The 21520-nt window shown below is 48.1% G+C and carries 17 protein-coding genes; 15 read left to right on the forward strand and 2 right to left on the reverse strand.

Translation table 11 applies throughout. The features are described 5' to 3' along the window. Positions 1-61: 61 nt before the first annotated feature. Positions 62-919, reverse strand: a complete 858-nt coding sequence (locus tag A4V09_RS20980) for a helix-turn-helix domain-containing protein (RefSeq protein ID WP_162291123.1) — start codon at positions 917-919, stop codon at positions 62-64. 285 nt (positions 920-1204) lie between these two features. Between A4V09_RS20980 and A4V09_RS20985 the strand changes: the two genes are divergently transcribed. From A4V09_RS20985 to A4V09_RS21050, 13 genes are all read left to right on the forward strand, one after another. After that, positions 1205-2383, forward strand: a complete 1179-nt coding sequence (locus A4V09_RS20985) for a Gfo/Idh/MocA family protein (RefSeq protein ID WP_065544034.1) — start codon at positions 1205-1207, stop codon at positions 2381-2383. Between the two features lie 22 nt (positions 2384-2405). Beyond that, on the forward strand, positions 2406-3344 hold the full coding sequence (locus tag A4V09_RS20990) for a sugar phosphate isomerase/epimerase family protein (protein WP_065544035.1): 939 nt from the start codon (positions 2406-2408) through the stop codon (positions 3342-3344). A gap of 16 nt (positions 3345-3360) precedes the next feature. Continuing rightward, a complete protein-coding gene (locus A4V09_RS20995; RefSeq protein WP_065544036.1) occupies positions 3361-4275 on the forward strand; it encodes a sugar phosphate isomerase/epimerase family protein in 915 nt (304 codons plus the stop codon). 25 nt (positions 4276-4300) lie between these two features. Then, the gene (locus A4V09_RS21000; protein WP_065544037.1) at positions 4301-5698 is read left to right on the forward strand and encodes an MFS transporter; all 1398 of its coding nucleotides are present in this window, start codon (positions 4301-4303) and stop codon (positions 5696-5698) included. A gap of 208 nt (positions 5699-5906) precedes the next feature. Continuing rightward, on the forward strand, positions 5907-6296 hold the full coding sequence (locus tag A4V09_RS21005; RefSeq protein WP_065544038.1) for an HsmA family protein: 390 nt from the start codon (positions 5907-5909) through the stop codon (positions 6294-6296). Between the two features lie 378 nt (positions 6297-6674). After that, entirely contained in the window at positions 6675-8645 is a 1971-nt protein-coding gene (gene metG / locus A4V09_RS21010; protein ID WP_065544039.1) for a methionine--tRNA ligase, read from the forward strand. A gap of 251 nt (positions 8646-8896) precedes the next feature. Next, positions 8897-9907: a LacI family DNA-binding transcriptional regulator gene (locus A4V09_RS21020; protein WP_065544041.1), complete on the forward strand. Its 1011-nt coding sequence runs from the start codon at positions 8897-8899 to the stop codon at positions 9905-9907. 146 nt (positions 9908-10053) lie between these two features. Then, positions 10054-11319, forward strand: a complete 1266-nt coding sequence (locus tag A4V09_RS21025; protein WP_065544042.1) for a 6-phospho-beta-glucosidase — start codon at positions 10054-10056, stop codon at positions 11317-11319. 15 nt (positions 11320-11334) lie between these two features. Beyond that, the gene (locus A4V09_RS21030; RefSeq protein ID WP_065544043.1) at positions 11335-12327 is read left to right on the forward strand and encodes an N-acetylglucosamine kinase; all 993 of its coding nucleotides are present in this window, start codon (positions 11335-11337) and stop codon (positions 12325-12327) included. Positions 12328-12346: 19 nt separating this feature from the next. Continuing rightward, complete coding sequence (locus A4V09_RS21035; RefSeq protein ID WP_065544044.1) at positions 12347-13687, forward strand: extracellular solute-binding protein; 1341 nt, start codon at positions 12347-12349, stop codon at positions 13685-13687. Between the two features lie 28 nt (positions 13688-13715). After that, a complete protein-coding gene (locus A4V09_RS21040; RefSeq protein WP_065544045.1) occupies positions 13716-14594 on the forward strand; it encodes a carbohydrate ABC transporter permease in 879 nt (292 codons plus the stop codon). 11 nt (positions 14595-14605) lie between these two features. Continuing rightward, positions 14606-15442, forward strand: a complete 837-nt coding sequence (locus A4V09_RS21045; RefSeq protein WP_065544046.1) for a carbohydrate ABC transporter permease — start codon at positions 14606-14608, stop codon at positions 15440-15442. A gap of 115 nt (positions 15443-15557) precedes the next feature. Next, positions 15558-16358: a glucosamine-6-phosphate deaminase gene (locus tag A4V09_RS21050; protein ID WP_157766991.1), complete on the forward strand. Its 801-nt coding sequence runs from the start codon at positions 15558-15560 to the stop codon at positions 16356-16358. 21 nt (positions 16359-16379) lie between these two features. Here A4V09_RS21050 and A4V09_RS21055 read toward each other — a convergent pair whose 3' ends face one another. Next, entirely contained in the window at positions 16380-17219 is an 840-nt protein-coding gene (locus A4V09_RS21055) for an AraC family transcriptional regulator (protein WP_065544047.1), read from the reverse strand. A gap of 213 nt (positions 17220-17432) precedes the next feature. Here A4V09_RS21055 and A4V09_RS21060 point away from each other — a divergent pair, with 213 nt between their 5' ends. Together A4V09_RS21060 and A4V09_RS21065 are read left to right on the forward strand one after the other, a co-directional pair. Beyond that, positions 17433-20519, forward strand: coding sequence for a glycoside hydrolase family 2 TIM barrel-domain containing protein (locus tag A4V09_RS21060; RefSeq protein WP_065544048.1), 3087 nt, complete (start codon positions 17433-17435; stop codon positions 20517-20519). Positions 20520-20678: 159 nt separating this feature from the next. After that, positions 20679-21488, forward strand: a complete 810-nt coding sequence (locus tag A4V09_RS21065; RefSeq protein WP_162291124.1) for a tyrosine-protein phosphatase — start codon at positions 20679-20681, stop codon at positions 21486-21488. Positions 21489-21520 lie beyond the last annotated feature (32 nt).

Genomic DNA, 21520 nt, shown 5'->3' on the forward strand with positions numbered 1-21520 from the left:
GCAAAAAGTATCTTTGCCCTCTGGTACAGCATTCCATAGGTTCCAGTGTAGTAAGCACCTGCTATTCACCGACGCTTACGCGATGCTGTACCAGTTTCCGGTATTCCTTTGGGGAAAACCCTAGTTTCTGGTTAAACAGGTTGATCAGGCTGTTGCTGCTCTGATACCCCACCTCATAGGCGATCTCCTCCACGGTCATGAAAGTGCGGGCCAGGAGTATTTTGGCTTGGTCAAGCCGTGTATTGATCACATAATCGATGGGGGACAATCCGGTCTCCTCTTTAAAACGGTGCGAGAAATAATAAGTGCTCAGATTGGCTATGTCCGCCAGTTCCTCCAGTGTGATCTTTTCCCCCACATGACCTCTGATATAGCGGATGGTCTTTTCTATAGAAGTATCTTCTTTCTGGTTATGCAGTTCCCTCTCACTCAGCAGTTGAAGCAGTTTGTAAATCCGCATGGAACTGTCAAACATATTTTCAACCCCATCCTGTTCATAAAACTTCACCATATTGTAAATTAAATTTCCAACCAGCGCATTGTTCTGATTGCGTATCAGCGGTCCGAATAATTTGAGGATATGCCCGCAGATCTCATGGGAATTGGAACCGTCAAAATGGATATACACGAACTCCAGCCCATCCATTGCCTGGTAATAGTGAGGTTTGGCACAGTCCAGCAGCACCACATCCCCTTTCTTCGCGTCAAAGGATTCCCCTTCATACTCCACATGCAGAGTTCCTTCCCTGATATAGGCCACAAGAAGCGGCGGGAAATATTCTCTTTTCATAAAATATCTGCCTGTACAAAAATAATGCCCGCACCAGGTAGGATAAAAATAAAGCTGCCTGGCTGTATCGGAAGGTGTAAAAGAGAAGCATACGGAACGGGCAAGGACACCGGTATCCACACTTTTCATATTTTCTTTTCTCCCTGTCTTTTTTATCTCATTATAATCCCCCCCACTAATAAAAGCAATATCCATGAACTTTTTGGCAAAAACCCATATTTAAAAGCACGCCGTATATGCGTATAATACAAGTATCAAAACAAACGAAGCAAAATCGAACTCAAAAAATCACCGTTATATCAAAGAAAATGGCCGTTTTCATGGTGGAATAACTGCGTGCAGTTTAAAAGCATCAAAAGAATAAACAATTTATAAAAAAGCAAATTAATGTGAATTTATCAGGAGGAAAATAAAATGTTAAACGGAGAAAAGAGAATTGAAAGACCGCTTCGCTGGGGAATGATCGGTGGAGGAAGAACAGGAAATGTTGGCTACAAACACAGACTGGGAGCATTGAGAGATAACACGGCATATGAACTGGTGGCAGGAGCTTTTGACCTTGACTTTGAACGCTGTAAGGATTTTGGTATGAACCTGGGCGTTGCTGAAGACCGTTTATACCCGGATTACAAGACCATGTTTGAGGAGGAGGCAAAGCGTGCGGACGGTGTGGAAGTGGTTTCCATCGCAACACCAAATTTTACGCACTATGAGATCACAAAGGCAGCCCTTAAAGCAGGACTTCATGTGATCTGTGAAAAACCGCTGTTCTTCAAAGTGGAGCAGGGCGAAGAGATCAAAGCCCTGGCAGAGAAGATGAATAAGATCGTGGGTGTTACATACGGATTCTCAGGAAGCCAGCTCCTGCTTCAGATGCGCCAGATGGTACAGAACGGAGATTTGGGAGACATTCACATGGTAGAGCTGCAGTACACACACGGTTTCGCCTGTGATGAGATTGGTGATAAAGTTTCAGAAGGGCAGAAATGGCGTGTTGACCCGGAAAAATCAGGCCCATCCTTTGTACTGGGCGACCTGTCCACACATACCTTTTATATGTCAGAATTAATCTGCCCGGAACTGAAGCTGAAACAAGTTCTCTGTGACCGCCAGAGTTTTGTAAAATCACGGGAACCCCTTGAGGATAATGCTTACGTTCTGATGCGCTATGAAAACGGTGCCGTGGGCCGTATGTGGGCTTCCGCTGTGAATGCAGGCTGTATGGACGGACACAGGATCCGCATTGTGGGATCAAAGGCCTCTGTTGAATTTTCCGACAACCAGCCCAACGAAGTGCTCTATCAGGTTCAGGGTGAGCCGATCCGCAAAATGATCCGTTCCATGCCCTACCTTTACGATGCGTGCAATGCTGACGAGCGCCTGGGTGCCCTGCATGCAGAGGGGCTTCCGGAGAGCTGGGCAAACATTTATCTGAAATTTGCCATAGCCATTGACGCTAAAAACAGAGGCGATGAGGAAACCTTGAAAAATCTTGTTTACCCGGGGATCGACGCTGGTATTGAAGGTATCCGCTGGGTGACAAAATGTGTGGAATCCGCTGACAAAGGCGGCGTTTGGGTAGACTACAAATAATCGGAAAAGAGGAGGAAAGAAAATGCAGTTAGCCATATGTACAGATGTTTTTGCAGATTTATCCTACACAGAGATGCTGGACAAAGTAAAATCTCTGGGAATCGACGCAGTAGAGATGACAGCGGGAGGATGGGGTGCCCGTAAACACTGTGACACAGCCAGACTTCTGGAGAACCCGGCAGAGCTTAAAGTGTTACAGGAGGAATTGGAGAAGAGGGGCATGCGCATTGCGGCCCTGAATACCTCCTGCAACCCTCTCTGGCCATCCGGAACAGGGGAGGAGTATAAAAAATCCATGTATGCCTGTGTGGACCTGGCAGAGAAACTGGGTGTTACAAAAATCGTAGCCATGGCAGGGCTGCCGGCAGGAAACGAGACGGACACCACACCCAACTGGATCACTTCAACCGTATCATGGCCGGATTTTATGGCCCCTGCCTATGAATATCAGTGGAAAGTCACTATTGCTTTCTGGAAAGAATTCGCAGAGTATGCAAAGAACCATAAGATTGAACAGATTGCCATTGAGGAATTTCCGGGAACCATGGTATGGTCAGCAGAGACCATGCTGAAGCTGAGAGAGGCCACAGATCCCATCATCGGCATCAATCTTGACCCGTCCCACATGATGATACTGGGAGCAGACCCCATTGCGGCGGCCCGTGCCCTGAAAGGCTGTATCTACCATGTGCACGGCAAAGATGCCCGCATCGAGCGGGGCCTGGCAGACACAAACGGTATCCTGGAACCAAAACCTGTGACCAAATCCTCTGACCGGGTGTGGAATTACGTCGCTGTGGGCTGCGGAAAAGACCTGCAGTGGTGGAAGGAATTCTTCTCTGTTCTCAGCATGATGGGTTATCATGGGGATATATCCCTGGAGATGGAAGATTTAACTATGTCTGTGGAGGCAGGGGTAAACACCTCGATTGATGCGCTCCGCCAGACCATCAGCCAGTAAAACAGGAGGAATTAACATGAAGATAGCATTTGACGTTGATGTCCTGGCAAAGCAGATGGACATCAACCGGATGGTGCATCAGGTGGCGGACTGGGGATATGAGTATATCGAACAGTCCCCCCATCCCCGCATCAATCCTTTTTACAAACATCCCCTCTTTTCAAAAGAATGTGAGGCCGAATACCGCAGAGCCCTAAGGGAGACAGGCGTGGAGATCTCTTCTTTCATTGTGGTATACCGCTGGTCTGGCCCCACAGAGGAGGAGCGCCAGTTTGCAGTGCGCAACTGGAAGCGTATGATCCAAATCGCCGGAGATATGGGTGTGAGAGTCATCAACACAGAGCTGTCCGGTGACCCAAACAGGCAGGAGACCTGCAATGGTATGTGGTTTCAGTCCATGGAGGAGCTGCTTCCCATAATGGAAAAAGAAGATATCCGGGTGGAGATCCAGTCTCATCCCTATGATTTCTGTGAGCTTAACAATGAGGCATGTGACATGGTCAAATCCTTCCGTTCCAAACATTTGGGATATGTGTATTCATCCCCTCACGGCTTTTTCTATGATGAGGGAAAAGGGGATGTCCGCTCCATGCTGCACTACGCAGGGGATGAACTGACCCATGTGCTCTTTGCGGATACCTTTAACCAGACCCTGGACTGCCGTTATATTGCCAATCCCCCGTGGCTGAACGGCCGGGGAAAGGCTGACGTGACCATTCACCAGCACCTGGCTATGGGGGAGGGCGATGTGGATTTTGACGGGATTTTTGAGACCCTGCGGGAGATGGATTTTGCCAAGAAGCAGCTACGTGAGGATGCGCCCAAGACAGGCGGGGACAACATTGCCTGTGTATCCATGTTTGGATTCCCGGAAAAAATGAATCGGCAGGCCCCGGAAGCACGTGAGAGGATCGAGAGAGAACTTCTCTGAGAAGAGAAAGGAATGGAGATGTGGTATGAAAAATGAAAACACTACGGAAATACAGCAGTCAGGCGGGAAACTGGGCTGGGGAACACGTGTAGCTTACGGATGCGGAGATACGGCCTGCAATGTGGTTTTCGGTATGATCAGTACGCTGCTCACACTGTTTTATACGGATTATGTGGGCATCAATGCAGCAACCGTAGGATTAGTTATGCTCTTATCCCGTATTTTCGACGGTGTTTCGGATGCCATAATGGGGATCATTGTGGAAAAGACCAATACCAGGTGGGGAAAATCCAGGCCTTGGCTGCTGTGGATGTGCGTACCTTTTGCAATTTCGGCAGTGCTGCTGTTTGCGGTTCCCCAGTCTAAGGTGAGCATTCAATTTTTATATATGTTTGTCACTTATAACTTCTGCAATACAGTCTGTTATACGGCTATCAACCTTCCCTACAGCAGTCTTTCTGCCATGATGACAAGGATTTCATCCGAGAGGGATATGCTGAGTATTGTCAGGATGGGGCTGTCCCCCTTTGGCCGGATCTTGGCTGTGACCTGTACCATGCCGGTGGTGAAACTGTTCGGAGACGATCAGGCAGCCTGGGTGAAAACCATGGCAATGTGGGCAGCCATAGCTCTTGTGCTCCTGCTTATCTGCTTTTTCAAATGTGAAGAAAAAGTAGAGATCGAGGCAAAGAAAAACCAGAAAAAGGTACCTGTGAAACATGCGTTGAAAGCACTTGTATGCAACCAGTATTTTTGGGCAGTTGTGGTATTATGGACTATGCAGAACGGAATTTACTGCATCACCGGAACGATCCTCCCATATTACTGCAAATATATATTTGGTAATGATACCTGGATGTACAGTACCCTGTATCTGACAGAGACATTATTAATTGTAGCAGTGACTTTTTGCTGTCCTGTTCTGCTGAAAAAGTTTGGGAAGAGAAATATGTCCCTGGCAGGCATCTGGCTGGCGCTTATGGGTCAGCTTGTTTTCTTCCTGAACCCAACCAGCTTCCCCTGGATGGTCATGAGCTGCATTGTCCGTGCCATTGGACTTGCGCCGCTGAACGCGGTAGTATTTGGATTTCTCGGGGATGTGGTTGAATTTGGGCAGTGGAAGACACATATTCGTCAGGAAAGCCTGATCTTTGCGGGGAGTTCCGTGGGTATGAAACTGGGAGCCGGGTTGTCTTCTGCAATTATCACAGGGCTTTTATCGGCGGCGGGTTACATCAGTTCCTCCGCAGGTGCTGTCATGCAGCCCCAGTCAGCAGTGGATATGATCATCAATATCTATAAATTCGGACCTCTTGTTGTCTGGGTGACAGTCCTTATAACACTGACCCTCTATAAGCTGGATAAAAAATATCCTGCGGTCATGCAGGAACTTATTGAGCGTGAGTCCCGCGGTGAGCTATAATAATACATAAATATATGATAACCATAAAGAGGATAACAGGTATGCCATAACATCCGGAGGACAGAGCAAGGAGAAATTGCCCTGTCTTCCGGCTTTTCTCTTGTGCTTCCGGGCAGGCGTGCTATAATAGTGTAATGCGCGTAATACTTTAGTACCTGCAGGGGACCGGATGGTTACCAATATATAAAAATAAAGGGGGCATATATCTATGGATATCAAACTGATCATGGCCATTATAACCATTACGCTGGCGCTTGTTTTCTATACCATAGGCGTTTTTTCAGAGAGAAAGGCACATACTCTGAAAAAGCAGCATGTTTTTATTTTCTGGCTTGGCCTTGTCTTTGACACCACCGGCACTACAATTATGAGCTTAATCACAAAAGAAGGCGCTGGGGCACAGAACGGTATGGGGCTCCACGGCATAACAGGTGCATTGGCAATTGTTCTGATGCTTTTTCATGCACTGTGGGCAACCCTGGTGCTAGTGAAGAAGGATAAGAAGAAACAGGAGAGCTTTCACAAATTCAGTATTTTTGTCTGGCTTGTCTGGCTGGTACCTTATATTCTGGGCATGGTCATAGGTATGAACCACTGACCGTAAAGACAAAATTTCCGGCTTTACAAAAAACAGGAAATGTGCTAGCATGAAAATTATAGTGGAAACACGAGGACGGAGAGAGTATGTGCAGATTTTCTTTTACAGAGAAGTTCCGGGTGCTGAGAGGAACAAAGAGGACTGTGCGGAAGATGGCTCCTGAGAGGCGCACCGAACTGTAACCTGACATAAGCAGCAGGGGCAGCAAGGCTGCGACAGGTTCCGCCTGTTACAGCGGGAAGGTATGCAGGTACCTGATGAGGTCTGTGCTGTGAGGCGCGGATAAAAAGAAGTGGTAACACGGGTGGAAATGCTCGTCTTCTCAGAATGAGGGGATGGGTGTTTTTTTTGTTCCACAGCAAAGTAAAGGAGATACAAATGGACAGGAAAAAATATTATATCACCACAGCGATTGCCTACACTTCAGGCAAACCGCACATTGGCAACACTTATGAAGCAGTGCTGGCTGACAGTATCGCCAGATTTAAAAGACAGCAGGGTTATGACGTGTTCTTCCAGACAGGAACAGATGAGCACGGTCAGAAGATCGAGATGAAGGCAGAGGAAGCCGGCGTGACCTGCAAGGAATTTGTGGACCAGGTATCAGGGGAAATTAAAAATATCTGGGATATGATGAACACCTCCTATGACAAGTTCATCCGCACCACAGATGATTATCATGAAAAACAAGTACAGAAGATTTTCAAAAAACTGTACGACCAGGGTGATATTTACAAGGGGCATTATGAGGGGATGTACTGCACTCCCTGTGAATCCTTCTTCACAGAGTCCCAGCTTGTGGACGGCAAATGTCCGGACTGCGGACGTCCGGTAACTCCGGCCAAAGAGGAGGCATATTTCTTCAAGATGAGCAAATATGCCCAGCGCCTGATTGACCATATCAATGAACATCCGGAATTTATCCAGCCTGTTTCCAGAAAAAATGAGATGATGAACAACTTCCTGCTTCCGGGACTGCAGGACCTGTGTGTGTCCAGGACTTCATTCAAATGGGGGATCCCGGTTGAATTTGACCCGAAACACGTGGTGTATGTGTGGCTGGATGCCCTGACAAACTACATCACCGGAATCGGATACAACTGTGACGGGGAGAGTACAGAGCAGTTTAAGAAGGACTGGCCTGCTGATCTGCACTTGATCGGTAAAGACATTATCCGTTTCCATACTATTTACTGGCCCATTTTCCTGATGGCTCTTGACCTGCCCCTTCCGAAACAGGTATTCGGACATCCCTGGCTCTTACAGGGGGACGGCAAGATGAGCAAATCCAAAGGAAATGTTATCTATGCAGACCAGCTTGTAGACTTTTTTGGGGTAGATGCTGTGCGTTACTTCGTGCTGCATGAAATGCCCTTTGAGAATGATGGTGTCATTACCTGGGAACTGATGGTGGAGCGCCTGAATTCCGAGTTGGCCAACACCCTTGGAAACCTGGTAAACCGTACGATCTCCATGTCCAACAAATATTTTGACGGCATTGTGACCAGTACAGGTGTGGCCGAGCCGGTTGACCAGGATCTGAAGGCGGTTGTACTTGGAACAAAGAAAAAAGCAGAGGACAAAATGGAAGAACTTCGTGTGGCGGACGCCATCACAGAAATATTCTCCCTGTTCAAACGCTGCAACAAATATATAGATGAGACAATGCCCTGGGCCCTTGCGAAGGACGAGAGCAGGAAAGACCGTCTGGCAGAGGTGCTTTATAATCTGGTTGAAGGCATCTGTATGGGCGCATCCCTGCTGGAATCCTTTATGCCGGAGACGACAGAGAAAATTCTGTCCCAGTTAAACGCGGCAAAGAGATCCTATGAGGAACTGGATCACTTTGGTTTATATCCGTCAGGCAGCAAAGTGACAGAGAGGCCGGAAATTCTCTTTGCACGTCTTGATGTGAAAGTGATCATAGAAAAAGTGGAAGCTATGCGTGCAGCCGAGGCGGCAGCAAACGCACCGGAAGAAGAGAATAAGGAAGAAGAGCCGGTTGTGGATATAAAGGCAAAACCGGAAGTGACATTTGATGATTTTATGAAAATGCAGTTCCAGGTGGGTGAGATCATTGCCTGCGGGGAAGTGAAAAAATCAAAAAAACTTCTTTGCTCCCAGGTGAAGATCGGAAGTCAGGTGAAACAGATCGTCTCCGGTATCAAGGCAAACTACAAGCCGGAAGATATGGTGGGCAAAAAAGTAATGGTCCTGGTGAATCTAAAGCCTGCAAAACTGGCAGGAATCTTATCTGAAGGAATGATCTTGTGTGCAGAGGGGCCGGACGGAGAACTGGCACTTATGACACCGGATAAGGATATGCCGGCGGGTGCCGAGATTTGTTGAGCGGAAGATAAAGAGAAAATGCCGCGGGTATGTGCTGCATCATGGCACATTTCCCGGGGCATTTATTTACTCGATTTTCCAGGTGAGGTTCTTTTATTGGCAGCAGATTAAAGTCTTTATTTTCAGTAAATATTACAGAAAATCAAGATATATTTTTGTGTAATAGGTAGGAATTAGATATAATGCACAAAAAGATATTGACGTGGAACGATACACATGATAGGATTGTACATGAAAAGAGGAGATACAATATGGTGACAATATATGATGTGGCAAAGAGAGCAGGTGTGTCAAAGACACTGGTATCCAGGGTCCTTAACAACCAGTCAGGTGTAAGCCCGGAGTCAAGGAGCCGCATTCGGGAGGCCATGAAAGAGCTTCACTACAAGCCAAATACACTGGCCAGGTCCCTGGTACTGCAGAGGACAAATGTTGTGGGGGTTATATTGGACTCATTGACAGAACAGTATTTCTTTGATGTGATCAGAGGGGTGGAAGATACCGTGAAAGAAAACCATTTCCGGGTTATCTTTTGCAGTGGGAGAAATGACAGAGGAGAAAAGGAAAACTATATAGATTTTTTCAGCAACGGGGCCACAGACGGGGCTATCATCTATGGTAGTGATCTGGATGATGCGGATCTGATCCGCAAACGCGCGGAGATGGAATTTCCTTTTGTGGTAGTGGAGAATGAGGTGGAGGATGCCAATGTAAACAATGTCCTGGTGGACAATACTTATGGCTCCAAGCTGGCTGTTGACCATTTAGTGAAAAAGGGATGCAGGCGCATTATGCATGTCACAGGCGCTAAAGGGACAAAAGCGGCACTGCGCAGATGGCAGGGATATCTGGCAGCCATGGAGCAGCAGGGCCTGGCACAATACATATCCGTTGTGGAGTGCCAGGAGTTTGGTGTTGACCAGGGATATGAGGCTGTGAAGACCTGGCTTATGGGGCACGGCAGGGAGGAACTGCCGGATGCCATATACTTTGGTGCGGACAATACAGCCTTTGGAGGCATGATAGCGCTTGAGGAGGCAGGGATCCGCATACCGGAAGAGATTAAGATCGTAGGGTTTGATGATGACAAGCCCTGGGGTGTGGAGAAGAGACTGAAGAAGCTGACAACGATCCGCCAGCCCTTGTATGAAGTGGGCGCAAAAGCAGTGCAGGTGCTCCTTGGACAGATACAGAACCCGGAGACACCGAGACAGAAGATCATCATAAAACCGGAACTGGTCATCCGTGAGACAACAGAATGAATGATTAGGACAACAAGGAATATTCCTTGTTTGTTCTTTCAGATAAATGTGTAACGATACACAACAGAAACAGGCACATATGAAGGATGTGTTTTTTCTATCGGGAAATGTGGAGCGCTACACAAACAATAAAGGAGGTCAATCATATGGAGGGAATGAAATTTACAATTGTGGGAGCGGGAAGCTCCTATACCCCGGAACTGCTGGACGAAATGGGAATGAGAAAGGAACAGCTTCCGGTAAAAGAGATTATGCTCTATGATATTGATGAAAAACGTCTGGGCATTATGGAGGGATTCTGCCAAAGATTTGCAAAAAAGCTGGGACTGGATGTGGAGATCCGTGCAACAACCAGTCTGGACAAGGCGTTGTACGGTGCGGATTTTGTGGATACCCAGATCAGAGTGGGGGGCAACAAACAAAGAGTAAAGGATGAGAAGATCCCTCTCCGGTACAATTTGGTAGGCCAGGAAACTACAGGAGCGGGGGGAATGATGAAAGCGTTCCGGACAATACCGGTTATGCTGGAAATCGCAGAAAAAATGGAGGAGCTGTCTCCAAACGGCTGGCTCATTAATTATACTAACCCAACCGGTCTTGTGACAGAGGCTGTCACCCGTTACACCAACGCCAATATCGCAGGATTTTGTTCCGGCGGCATTTTCCCCAAAATGTGGGCAAAGCGGGCCCTGGGCATCCCCTATGAACAGGTACAGTATGATTACATGGGGCTGAACCATATGAATTTCATCAGCAATATCACCATTGACGGACGCCCTGTCACAGAGGCGGAGTTTGAAAAAATAGCGGCACAGAATGACGATGTGGATTTGGAGCTGATCAAACTGCTGGGCGTGATCCCAAGCCCATATCTGCAGTGGTATTACCACACCAATGAAAAGGTTGCCATGTTTAAAGCCGCCCCAAAGACCCGCGGGGAGTATGTGCAGGAACTGGAAAAGGATGTATACGCCGCATATGCGGACGAGACAAACTGCGAGAAGCCAAAAGCCCTGGCAAAACGAGGGGGCGGCGGTTATTCTGAGGTGGCTATGGGCTTCGTGAATGCAGTCTATAATAATGTGGATACTAAGATGGTGGTAAATGTACCGAACAAAGGTGCTGTCTCCTTCCTGCCTGACAGCGCAGTGGTGGAAGTGGGGTGCCTTGTAAACAAGACCGGGATGCAGCCGCTGCATGTGACAGAAGTTCCATCCATGTGCTGGGGCCTGGTGGCAGCGGTCAAGAACTATGAGCAGCTTGCCGTGGAAGCGGCAGTGGAGGGCGACGTGAGAAAGATGAAGCTGGCACTCCTGGCACATCCCCTTGTCCGCCAATGGGAATATGTGGAGAAGCTGGTGCCTGAGCTTCTGGAAGCCAACAAAGAATATCTGCCCCAATTTCATTTATAAGCCAGGAGGCAAAGTATGAAATATGTATTGGGTATTGATCAGGGCGGCAGTAAAACCCATGCCGTCTTAGCCGACCAGGAGGGAAACCTTCTGGGAATGGGGAAAAGCTACGGGGCGTGCCATTCCAGCACCAGCCTGGAATATGCGGTGCAGGCAATCCTCCAGGCTGCTGACCAGGCTCTTTGCGGATACAGCTTGGGAAGAGAGGATGTGACAGCAGTTTTGGGAGGCCTCACAGGGATCGACTGGGATTACGAGGCAGAACTTTTGGAAAATGAGTTACAGAAACACTTTCCGAAATCGGATGTGAAAATTGTAAATGACTGTATCATTGCCATGCGTGCCGCAACCAGAAAACAGCAGTGCGGAATCCTGTGCGCAGGTTCAGGTCTGAACTGTGCGGTACAGAACGGAGAGGACTGTTTTGTGTATGGATTTTATATTCCGGATGAGTATCAGGGAGGCTGGAGTCTGGGCAGAAAGGCAGTCCAGGCAGTGTTTGACGCTCATATGGGGCTGCTGGAAAAGACAGCGCTGACACCGCGTCTGCTGGAACATTTTCGGGCACGTACCGTGGATGAACTGCTCTATATGCAGGTCACGGGAAAAATCAAGAGCAGCGACTATCTGAGCCTTCCGATCATACTTGAGGAAACTGCCCGGGAGGGTGACAGGACGGCAGGGGACATCTGGATAGAGTATGGAAAAAAAATAGTGTCCTTTCTGGAAGCGCGCATGAACAAAATGGGAATTTTGGGGTGCGACACGGATATTGTACTCTCGGGAAGTATCTTTAAGTGTAAATTCCGGGAATTTCAGGAAGCAGTGGAGGAAGAAATATTAAAAAGGATACCCGGAGCCAATGTGATCGCAGCCGAATATGAGCCGGTAATAGGAGCCGTGCTGATGGGGCTGAAAAGAACGAACAAGATCATGACGGGTAAGATTTATGGGAACATTGAAGAAGGAGCAGGCAGATTTCCGGTGAGAAGGCTGGAAAATATCTAGTGGGAAAAGGAGATAAAATATGAGAGCAAAAAAAGTATTGGGGCTTGTACTGGCAGGAACTATGACGGCGGCCTTGATGGGATGCGGCGGAAACGGGGGCAATGCAGAAGAAAAGAAGAATACAGGGAAAAGCGGGAGCACTCAGTCTTCGGAGGATGAGATCAACCTGACTTTCTGGCATATATGGCCGGATGCGGAGATGGGGGAGATCGTAGACAGCTATGTGGATAAGTTTGAGGAAGAGCATCCCAATGTGCATATTGAGGCTGTTGCCACACAGGAGGTTGAATATCAGAATAATAAACTGAAAGTTGCAGCCGCAACAGGTTCCCAGGGAGATGTATTTGTGTGCTGGGGCGGGGGTTACGCGAAGAATTATGTGGACGCAGGGAATGTGCTCCGGCTTGATGAACTGATGGAGAAAAATAATACAAAGGACCAGCTGCTGGACGGTACGCTTACATATGGCACATATGATAATAAAGTGTACGGTCTGCCGCTGAAACAGTGGGCAGGAGCCCTGTTCTGCAATGAAGAACTGTTTGAGGAGTACAACGTAAAGATACCGGAGACATACGAAGACCTGCTTCAGGCAGTAAAAGCCTTCCGGGCCGGGGATGTGACACCCATGGCTTTGGGGGCAAAGGACGGATGGCATATCGGAATGATCCAGAATGCCCTTGCAGTGCGCACAGAAGGCGCGGACTACATGAACCGTGCGCTGCAGGGCGAAGAGACTCTGGATACAGAGGGAATCATAAAATCCGCACAACTGCTGTGCGACTTAAATGAAGCAGGTGCTTTTCCGGATGGAACGCTGGGACTTGGAGCTGAGGAAGCCCAGGAGGAGTTCTATATGGGAATGGTCCCCATGTACTACGGCGGAAGCTGGGTGGCATCCGGCTGCGACAGCGATGAGAATGATATCCAGGGAAAGATCAAGGCAGTGCCAATGCCAACCGTGGATGGAGGAAAAGGCGGTGTCAACAGTTTCTCAGGCGGTGCCATTGATATGATCATGCTGAACGCAAACACGAAATATCCGGATATGGCATATGAATTTGCAGTAGGGATCACGAAATATATGTCTGAGGAGGCATACAAAATTGGGGACAGCCTTCCGGCATGGAAGGTAGATGTAGATGAATCTGAGGTCAGCCCCACCTTAAAGCAGATTGAAAACCTGATCAAAGATGCGGACGGTTATGTGCTGGCCTGGGATACTTTCCTGGAAGGAACCGCAATAGAAAAACATTACGAACTGCTCCAGGGACTGATCGCTGGTACAACAACACCAAAAGAATTTGCGGCGGGAATGCAGGAGGCGCAGGTTCAGGTGAAAAAAGGGGATACGGAGTAAGTACAGAGAGGGAAAGTGAGGCAGTAGTATGGAACGAGCATTGAGGGATAAAAAAGTAATATGTATTTTTGTACTGCCGGCACTTATATGGTTTTGCGCGATCGCGCTGTTCCCGGTGTTTCAGTCAGCAGGCTACAGCCTGCTGGACTGGGACGGGGTGACTGAGGCAAAATTTATCGGTGCGGCAAATTATATTAAAATGTTCCAGGACCCTCTGTTTTTTAAATCCATCTGGAATTCAATCTTACTGGCCGCTGCTTCTGTGTTTATCCAGCTCCCCATCTCCATGATCTTGGCGCTGGTGCTTGCCGGCGGCGTCCGGGGTGAAAATTTTTACAGGAATGCATTTTTTGTCCCGGTGATTATTTCAGGCACGATCATTGCCCATCTGTGGCTGAAAATTTACCACCCTTCTTATGGCCTTTTAAACATGGGACTGGGCGCGGTGGGACTGGATGCCCTGCAGAGAGAATGGCTGGGGGATAATGGGACAGCGCTTCTGGCCTGTTTTGTTCCCATGGTATGGCAGTATATCGGATATCATATGCTGCTGCTGTATTCCGCAGCCAAGTCCATATCACCGGAAATCATCGAAGCGGCCCATGTGGACGGTGCCAACAGATTCCAGACTGCTGTGAGGGTCATCATACCCATGATCGTGCCAATGATAAAAGCCTGTGTGATCTTTGCCATCATCGGTTCCCTGAAATCCTTTGATCTGATATATATTCTGACCAACGGCGGGCCTGTCCACGCCTCAGAAGTGCCATCGCTTCTGATGTACAAGAAAATATTTGTGACAAATGAATATGGGTACGCCAGTGCCATAGCAATCTTCATTATTTTGGAATGCCTGGTATTTACGTTTGTGGTGCAGAAAATATTTAATCATATCCAGAAAGATTAGGAGGAGCCGGTATGAAAAGGAGAAATTCAAAACGAAAGAAGACCGGTACGGTTAAAACGATCATTTTACTTTTTATTACAGTGATCCAGTTGTTTCCGCTTTACTGGATGTTTACGTTTTCCCTGAAGAGCAACCGTGAAATCTTTGGGGGGAATATTATAGGGCTGCCGGAGAAATGGGAGTGGGAAAACTATTCCAAGGTATTTGAAAAGGCCCATCTGGGCAGATATTTGTTTAACAGTACAGTGGTTACGGGGCTTACCATAGCATTTACCCTGATCTTGTCCGCTATGGCTACCTATGCTATTGTGCGGCTGAAATGGAAACTGAGCAAATTGGTTTATTTCATTTTCCTGACAGGGATGATGCTTTCCATCCATGCAGTGCTGCTTCCTCTGTTTGTAAATATGAAACCGGTGCTGGACACTTACTGGGCGCTTATTATCCCTTATGTGGCATTTGCCATGCCCACGGCTATTTTGCTGATGGTGGGGACATTGGAGTCGCTGCCAAAAGAGCTGGAGGAAGCCGCATTTATCGACGGGGCAAATATTTACAGGGTTTTCTGGCAGATCATTATGCCGCTGTTAAAGCCCATACTGTCTACGGTTGCTATCCTTACCTTTTTGTCTGCATGGAATGAGATGATGCTTGCCATTGCGTTTGTAAGCGGAGAAAAGTATAAGACCATCACCGTGGGCGTCAACGATATGGTGGGGAAATATTCTACCAAATGGGGACTTATCGGTGCAGGGCTGACCATTGCCACTATTCCAACGCTGTTTTTATATGTATTTCTGAGCAAGAACATTCAGAAGAGTCTGGCAATGGGGGCAGTGAAGGGATAAGAGCAGATAATAAAGAGGTGAGAGCATGAAAAAAATATGCAGATGTCCGTACATTCCCTGCAAATACAGGAATCACTGTACGGCTTGTATTATACAGAACAAGGAGGATAAAACATTGCCTAACTGCATGGAAGAGATCGCGGAAGAGATGGGAGCATGTCTTCCCATTAAGATTCCGGCAACAGAGGTTATGCCGGATATGGAAGGTATGTCCAGACGGTGCGCAGAGCTTGTGAAAGCGTGTCTGGATGAGAAGCGGGACGCACTGCTGTGTTTTCCCGCAGGCAGCACGGTGGTAAGGACCTGTGAGATACTGAAGGAAATGAAAGAACAGGGACTTATTGACTTTTCCCAGGCGGAATTTGTTGCGCTGGATGAGTGGCTGGATCTGGAGGATGAAAGTGAAAACTGCACAAACTTTTTAAAGCAGCACTTGTATGGTCCGCTGGAGATCCAGCCGGAGAAGATGCATCTGTTTCAGGTTCACGCGCAGGATCTGGAGGAAGAGTGCAGACGGATAGATGGGATCATATCCAGCCGCGGAGGTATTGACCTTATGCTGCTGGGGCTGGGCATGAACGGACACCTGGGACTGAACGAGCCGGGAGGAGATTTTGAGGATTATGCAAAGGTGGTAAACCTGTCGGAGACCACCATGCATGTAGGGCAGAAATATTTTTCCGGACCTATGAAACTGACCAGGGGAATCACACTTGGAGTACATCACATGTTTGAGGCAAAGAAGGTGATCCTGCAGGTTTCGGGAAAAGCTAAGCAGGATATTGTAAAGAAAATGTATGATTCACAGCCCACGCAGGAACTTCCGGGTACAGTCCTGAAGCTTCTTCCGGGAGGCCTGGTGGTGCTGGATGAAGATGCCGCCAAAGGAATCCGGGGGCTGCTGGCAGAGTCATAGGAAATATCTGTGCAGACAGGGTCATGTTTTCCGGTATCCAGCCGGAGACACCCCTGTCTGCTTTTTGAAGATCCTGCTGAAATACAGAGGATTATCATACCCTACCAGGGCGCCGATCTCACTGACCGTATAGTCCGTAGTCTCCAGAAGCTCCCTGGCCCTGCGGATCCGGACGGAGGTGAGATACTTGAGGGGCGGGACGTTCATGTACTGTTTAAAGCTGCGGATAAACCAGCATGTGCTCATGTGCTGCTGTCTGGCATACTCCTCGATCTTTATGTCCTGGTAATAATTTTCATTAAAGTAATGTATTGCCTTTTCCATCTCTTTTTGAATCCGGTGTCTCTCCCCCGGCCCTTCCATGCAGTGGCGGCGCACCAGCAGAAGGAGCTGTTGTAAAAGCAGGGGGAGCAGGTCCTCATAGGCAGGGCGGAACACCTGAAGCTCCCGTATCATCCGGAAGAAAAGGTCCCTGTATTCAGAAAAAACACCTGCATAGACAATTTGATTTTGTGCAAACCCGGCTTCCTCCAGGAGAGATTCTGCCCGGTATCCGGTAAAGTGCACCCAGAAGGCCTCTGGTTTGTCTTTTCCGTAATACATATATTCCTGGCGGACGAAGGGCCGCAGAAGGACCATATTCCCCTCACTCACTTCCACTTTCTCCTGGCCTATGGTAAACCAGGCACTCCCGGAAGCAATGTAAATAAGCTGGTAATCAGCCCGGCCTTTGGGCCTTAATGTGGACATGGACGGGCGGGTGATGACTCTGTATACCCCGCTGCTGTTTATGCGCAGAGGGACCTGCATATTTTCCAAATCTGTTTCCGCATGGTTTAAGTATCCGGTGTTTACATACATAGGATGACTCTCCTTACTTGCTCTTGGAGTTTTGTTTTTTCTTTTCTTGATTGTATCATTTTGTGCATGTTTTGTCTAATACAGGATATGGATTTTGCTGTTCTGTCTTTTATAATAGGCAGTATGAGGCGGCTTTTCGGCGGGCCTGCATATTTTCTGCGCCGGTTCGGAAAAGTCACAGTATAAAATACATTTTCAGGAGGGCTATGACCAATGATTGTACCCAGATATTATGAAAACCTTCACATGCTGCACGAGAACACCATGCCGAACAGGGCCTACTATATACCTGCCGGCACACAGAGAGACGATTTGTGTGAGAACAGAGAGAATTCCCACAGATTCCAGCTTCTGAACGGTAACTGGAAATTCAAATATTTTGATAGTATCTATGACCTGAAAGAGGAATTTTTCAGGGAGGGATACAATACAGAAAGCTTTGATGAGATCCCTGTACCGGGGTGCTGGCAGAATTTCGGATATGACAAACACCAGTACACCAATACACGTTATCCCTTCCCCATGGACCCGCCGTATGTGCCCCAGGAGAACCCCTGCGGAGCTTATGTACATTCCTTCAGCTATGCCCAAAATGATAGTGCCCCAAAGACTTACCTGAACTTTGAGGGAGTGGATTCCTGCTTTTATGTATGGATAAACGGCAGCTATGTGGGCTACAGCCAGGTATCACATTCCACAAGTGAATTTGACGTGAGCAGCTTTTTGAGAGAGGGCGAAAACACCCTGGCGGTGCTGGTCCTGAAATGGTGCGACGGCAGTTATCTGGAGGACCAGGACAAATTCCGCATGAGCGGCATTTTCAGGGATGTATATCTGCTCAAACGTCCTGCACAGGGTATTTTTGACTATTTTCTTACAACAGACATTGCGCCGGATGGAAAGAGCGCGGCAGTGGACGTGGCAGTGACGTATTTTAATGCAGCGGTACCTGTAAAAATCTCTGTCTATGATGCAGAGGGAAGCCTGGCAGCCGAGAGCAGCCAGGTATCAGAGGATGGAAGAATCAGTATAACCCTTCAGGATCCGGTTCTCTGGAACGCGGAGGAACCATACCTGTACACCTTGGTTCTGGAAGCGGGTGGAGAGGTCATCACGGACCGCATGGGTATCCGTGAAATTTGCAGCAAAGACGGAGTGGTTTACATAAATGGAAAAAAAGTGAAATTCCACGGAACCAACCGTCACGACAGTGACCCTGTCACAGGATTTACCATCAGCCTGGAACAGATGAAAAAGGATTTGCAGCTCATGAAAGAGCACAATATCAACTGTATCCGTACCAGCCACTACCCAAATGCGCCGCAGTTTTATCAGCTCTGTGACGAATACGGTTTTTTTGTCATAGATGAGGCGGACAACGAGAGCCATGGAACCGCGGATATCTATATGGAGGATGATTCCTGGGAGGAGAGGGCATCCAGATGGAACCATGCCATAGCGGACAATCCTGCCTTTACAGAATCCACTGTGGACAGGACACAGCGCTGCGTGCACAGAGACAAGAACCGTCCCTGCGTGGTGATCTGGTCCATGGGAAATGAATGTGCATATGGATGTACCTTTGAGGCGGCACTTGCCTGGACAAAGGAATTTGACCATACAAGACTGACCCATTTTGAGAGCGCCCGCTATACAGCAAAAGATAAAAAGTATGATTATTCCAACATAGACCTGCACAGCCGGATGTACCCTGCCATTGAGGAGATCCACCAGTATTTTGCGGAGAATCCCGACAAACCGTATGTTATGTGCGAATACTGCCACGCAATGGGCAACGGCCCCGGTGACTTTGAGGACTATTTCCAGGTTATCCAGCAGTATGACGGCGCCTGCGGCGGTTTTGTATGGGAGTGGTGCGACCATGCCATTTATATGGGCAAGACCATTGAGGGCAAAAAGAAATACGCCTACGGCGGGGACCATATGGAATATCCCCAGGACGGCAATTTCTGTATGGACGGCCTGGTGTACCCTGACCGTACACCCCACACCGGACTTCGGGAATTTAAGAATGTACACCGCCCGGCCAGAGTGGTTTCTTTTGACCAGGAGAAAAAAGAGGCAGTTCTTCACAATTACATGGATTATGTAAACTTAAAGGATTATCTCTATATCACTTATACTGTAAACTGTGACGGGACCATTATTGGAGAAGGGGAGATCTGCCCGGACAATATGCCGGATATCAGTGCGCACAAGGAGGGGAGCATTGCACTTTCTTATGAGGTGCCCAAAGCCGGAAAATGCTATCTGAAGCTGGAATACCATTTGCAGAAGGCAACAAAATTCCTGCCGGAGGGCTTTAAACTGGGCTTTGATGAAGTGCAGCTTCAGACGGCGGATATGAGAAACCAGAAAGCAGTCAAGATTCTGGAAGTGACAGAGGAATCAGGGGAAACAGGAAAAGTAGCCGGGCAGCCCCCTGTATTCAGCGTGGCTCAGGATGACAGAAACCTGTTTGTGAGCACAGACAAATTCTCCTATACCTACGACAAGCTTACCGGATTATTTTCCGAACTTAGTTATGTAAACTGCAGAGTGCTGGAATGCCCAATGGAATACAACGTTTGGAGAGCACCAACAGACAACGACAGAAACATAAAGAATATCTGGAGAAAAGCAAAATACGACAAAATTGTGGCCAGAGCTTACCGCACAGACTACACAGTCCTGGAGGATGAAGTGCAGATCCACACGGTTCTGTCGGTTTCAGCGATCATCATCCAGAGAATTCTGGACATTGATGCCACATGGACCATTCATGCCAACGGAAGGATTGACGTGAAGCTGGATGTGAAGAAAGATCCGGAATTCCCGGAGCTTCCAAGATTCGGTCTTCGCCTGTTCCTGCCCCGTGATATGGCTGAGATCAGATATTATGGATTAGGCCCTGTGGAAAGCTATCAGGATAAACGGAAAGCAAGTTATCATGATGAATTCCATGCCAGTGTAAAAGACCTGCATGAGGATTATATCCGTCCCCAGGAGAACGGCAGTCATGATGACTGTGATTATGTGAAGGCAGAAGGCAGCAGGATCAGCCTTGCAGCAGTAAGTTCATGTACATTCTCCTTTAATGCATCGGTATATACCCAGGAGGAACTGACAGAAAAGGCCCATAATTATGAGCTGAACGCTTCACCTTATACCGTGCTCTGTCTGGATCACCGCCAGAACGGCATCGGTTCCAACAGCTGCGGTCCCAGACTTCTGGAGCAGTACCGCTTTGTTGAAAATGAATTTACCTTTGCAATCAGCCTCCTTCCGGTGGTAAAATAATAGAATAACTGTAAATATGAAATGGGGATGCGGACGGCCGGCAGCCCCATTTTCGTACGCGGAATTTTTTGCCCGGAGGCGGTTTGGCATGGACTTTTGCCTGTAACTGTGAGGGAAGAAAACAGTTACATATTACTGTTATTTATGGAGGAGGATACTATGTGCAGCAGGATTGAAATGGAAGGCCCTGTTTATAATACACGGGATTTGGGAGGGTATACAGGAAAGGACGGCAGGACCATCAGACCTCACCGCCTGATAAGGAGCGGTGCCCTTGGAAAATGTACGGAGGCTGATATCAGGCGTCTGACAGAGGAATATGGACTGAAAACAGTGGTCGACTTAAGAACGAACGGTGAGAGAGCCGAATTGCCGGACCCGGAGATAAAGGGAATAGAATTCATACATACCCCCCTTTTAAGTGACGCCATGCTGGGGATCACCAGGGAGGGCCAGGAGCAGGCGGACAGCCTTTCCGCTATGATCCTGGAACTGCTGCAAGAGGCAGAAAACCATCCCAAGGAAAAAATGGAAGCCATCTATCTGGCGCTTGCATCAGACCCCTTTTCTATCAAAGGGCTGAAACATTTCTTTGAAATCCTGTCAGCTCAAAAAGAAGGGGCTGTCCTCTGGCACTGCTCTGCAGGAAAAGACCGGGTGGGCACAGCCACAGCCCTTCTGCTGACCGCGCTGGGTGTGGAACGGGAAGTGATCATCCGGGATTATCTCCTGACGAACGGATATCTGAAGCCGGAGACAGAGGCCATGACCGCAAAGGTGGCTGCAAAGGTTCAGAACGAACGTATTCTCAGTGGAATCCGCATTTTAAACGGAGCGGAGAGAAGTTACATAGAGTCCATGTTTGCGGAGACAGAGAGACAGTGTGGAAGTACAGGAGCTTTTCTGAGAGAGCGGCTGGGGCTTACGGATGAGAAAACAGAGATGTTGAGGGATATGTATCTGGAGTAGAGGACAGCGTAAAGCAGCAGATGGCGCTGTGG

The organism is Blautia pseudococcoides (assembly GCF_001689125.2).
Taxonomy (GTDB): domain Bacteria; phylum Bacillota; class Clostridia; order Lachnospirales; family Lachnospiraceae; genus Blautia; species Blautia pseudococcoides.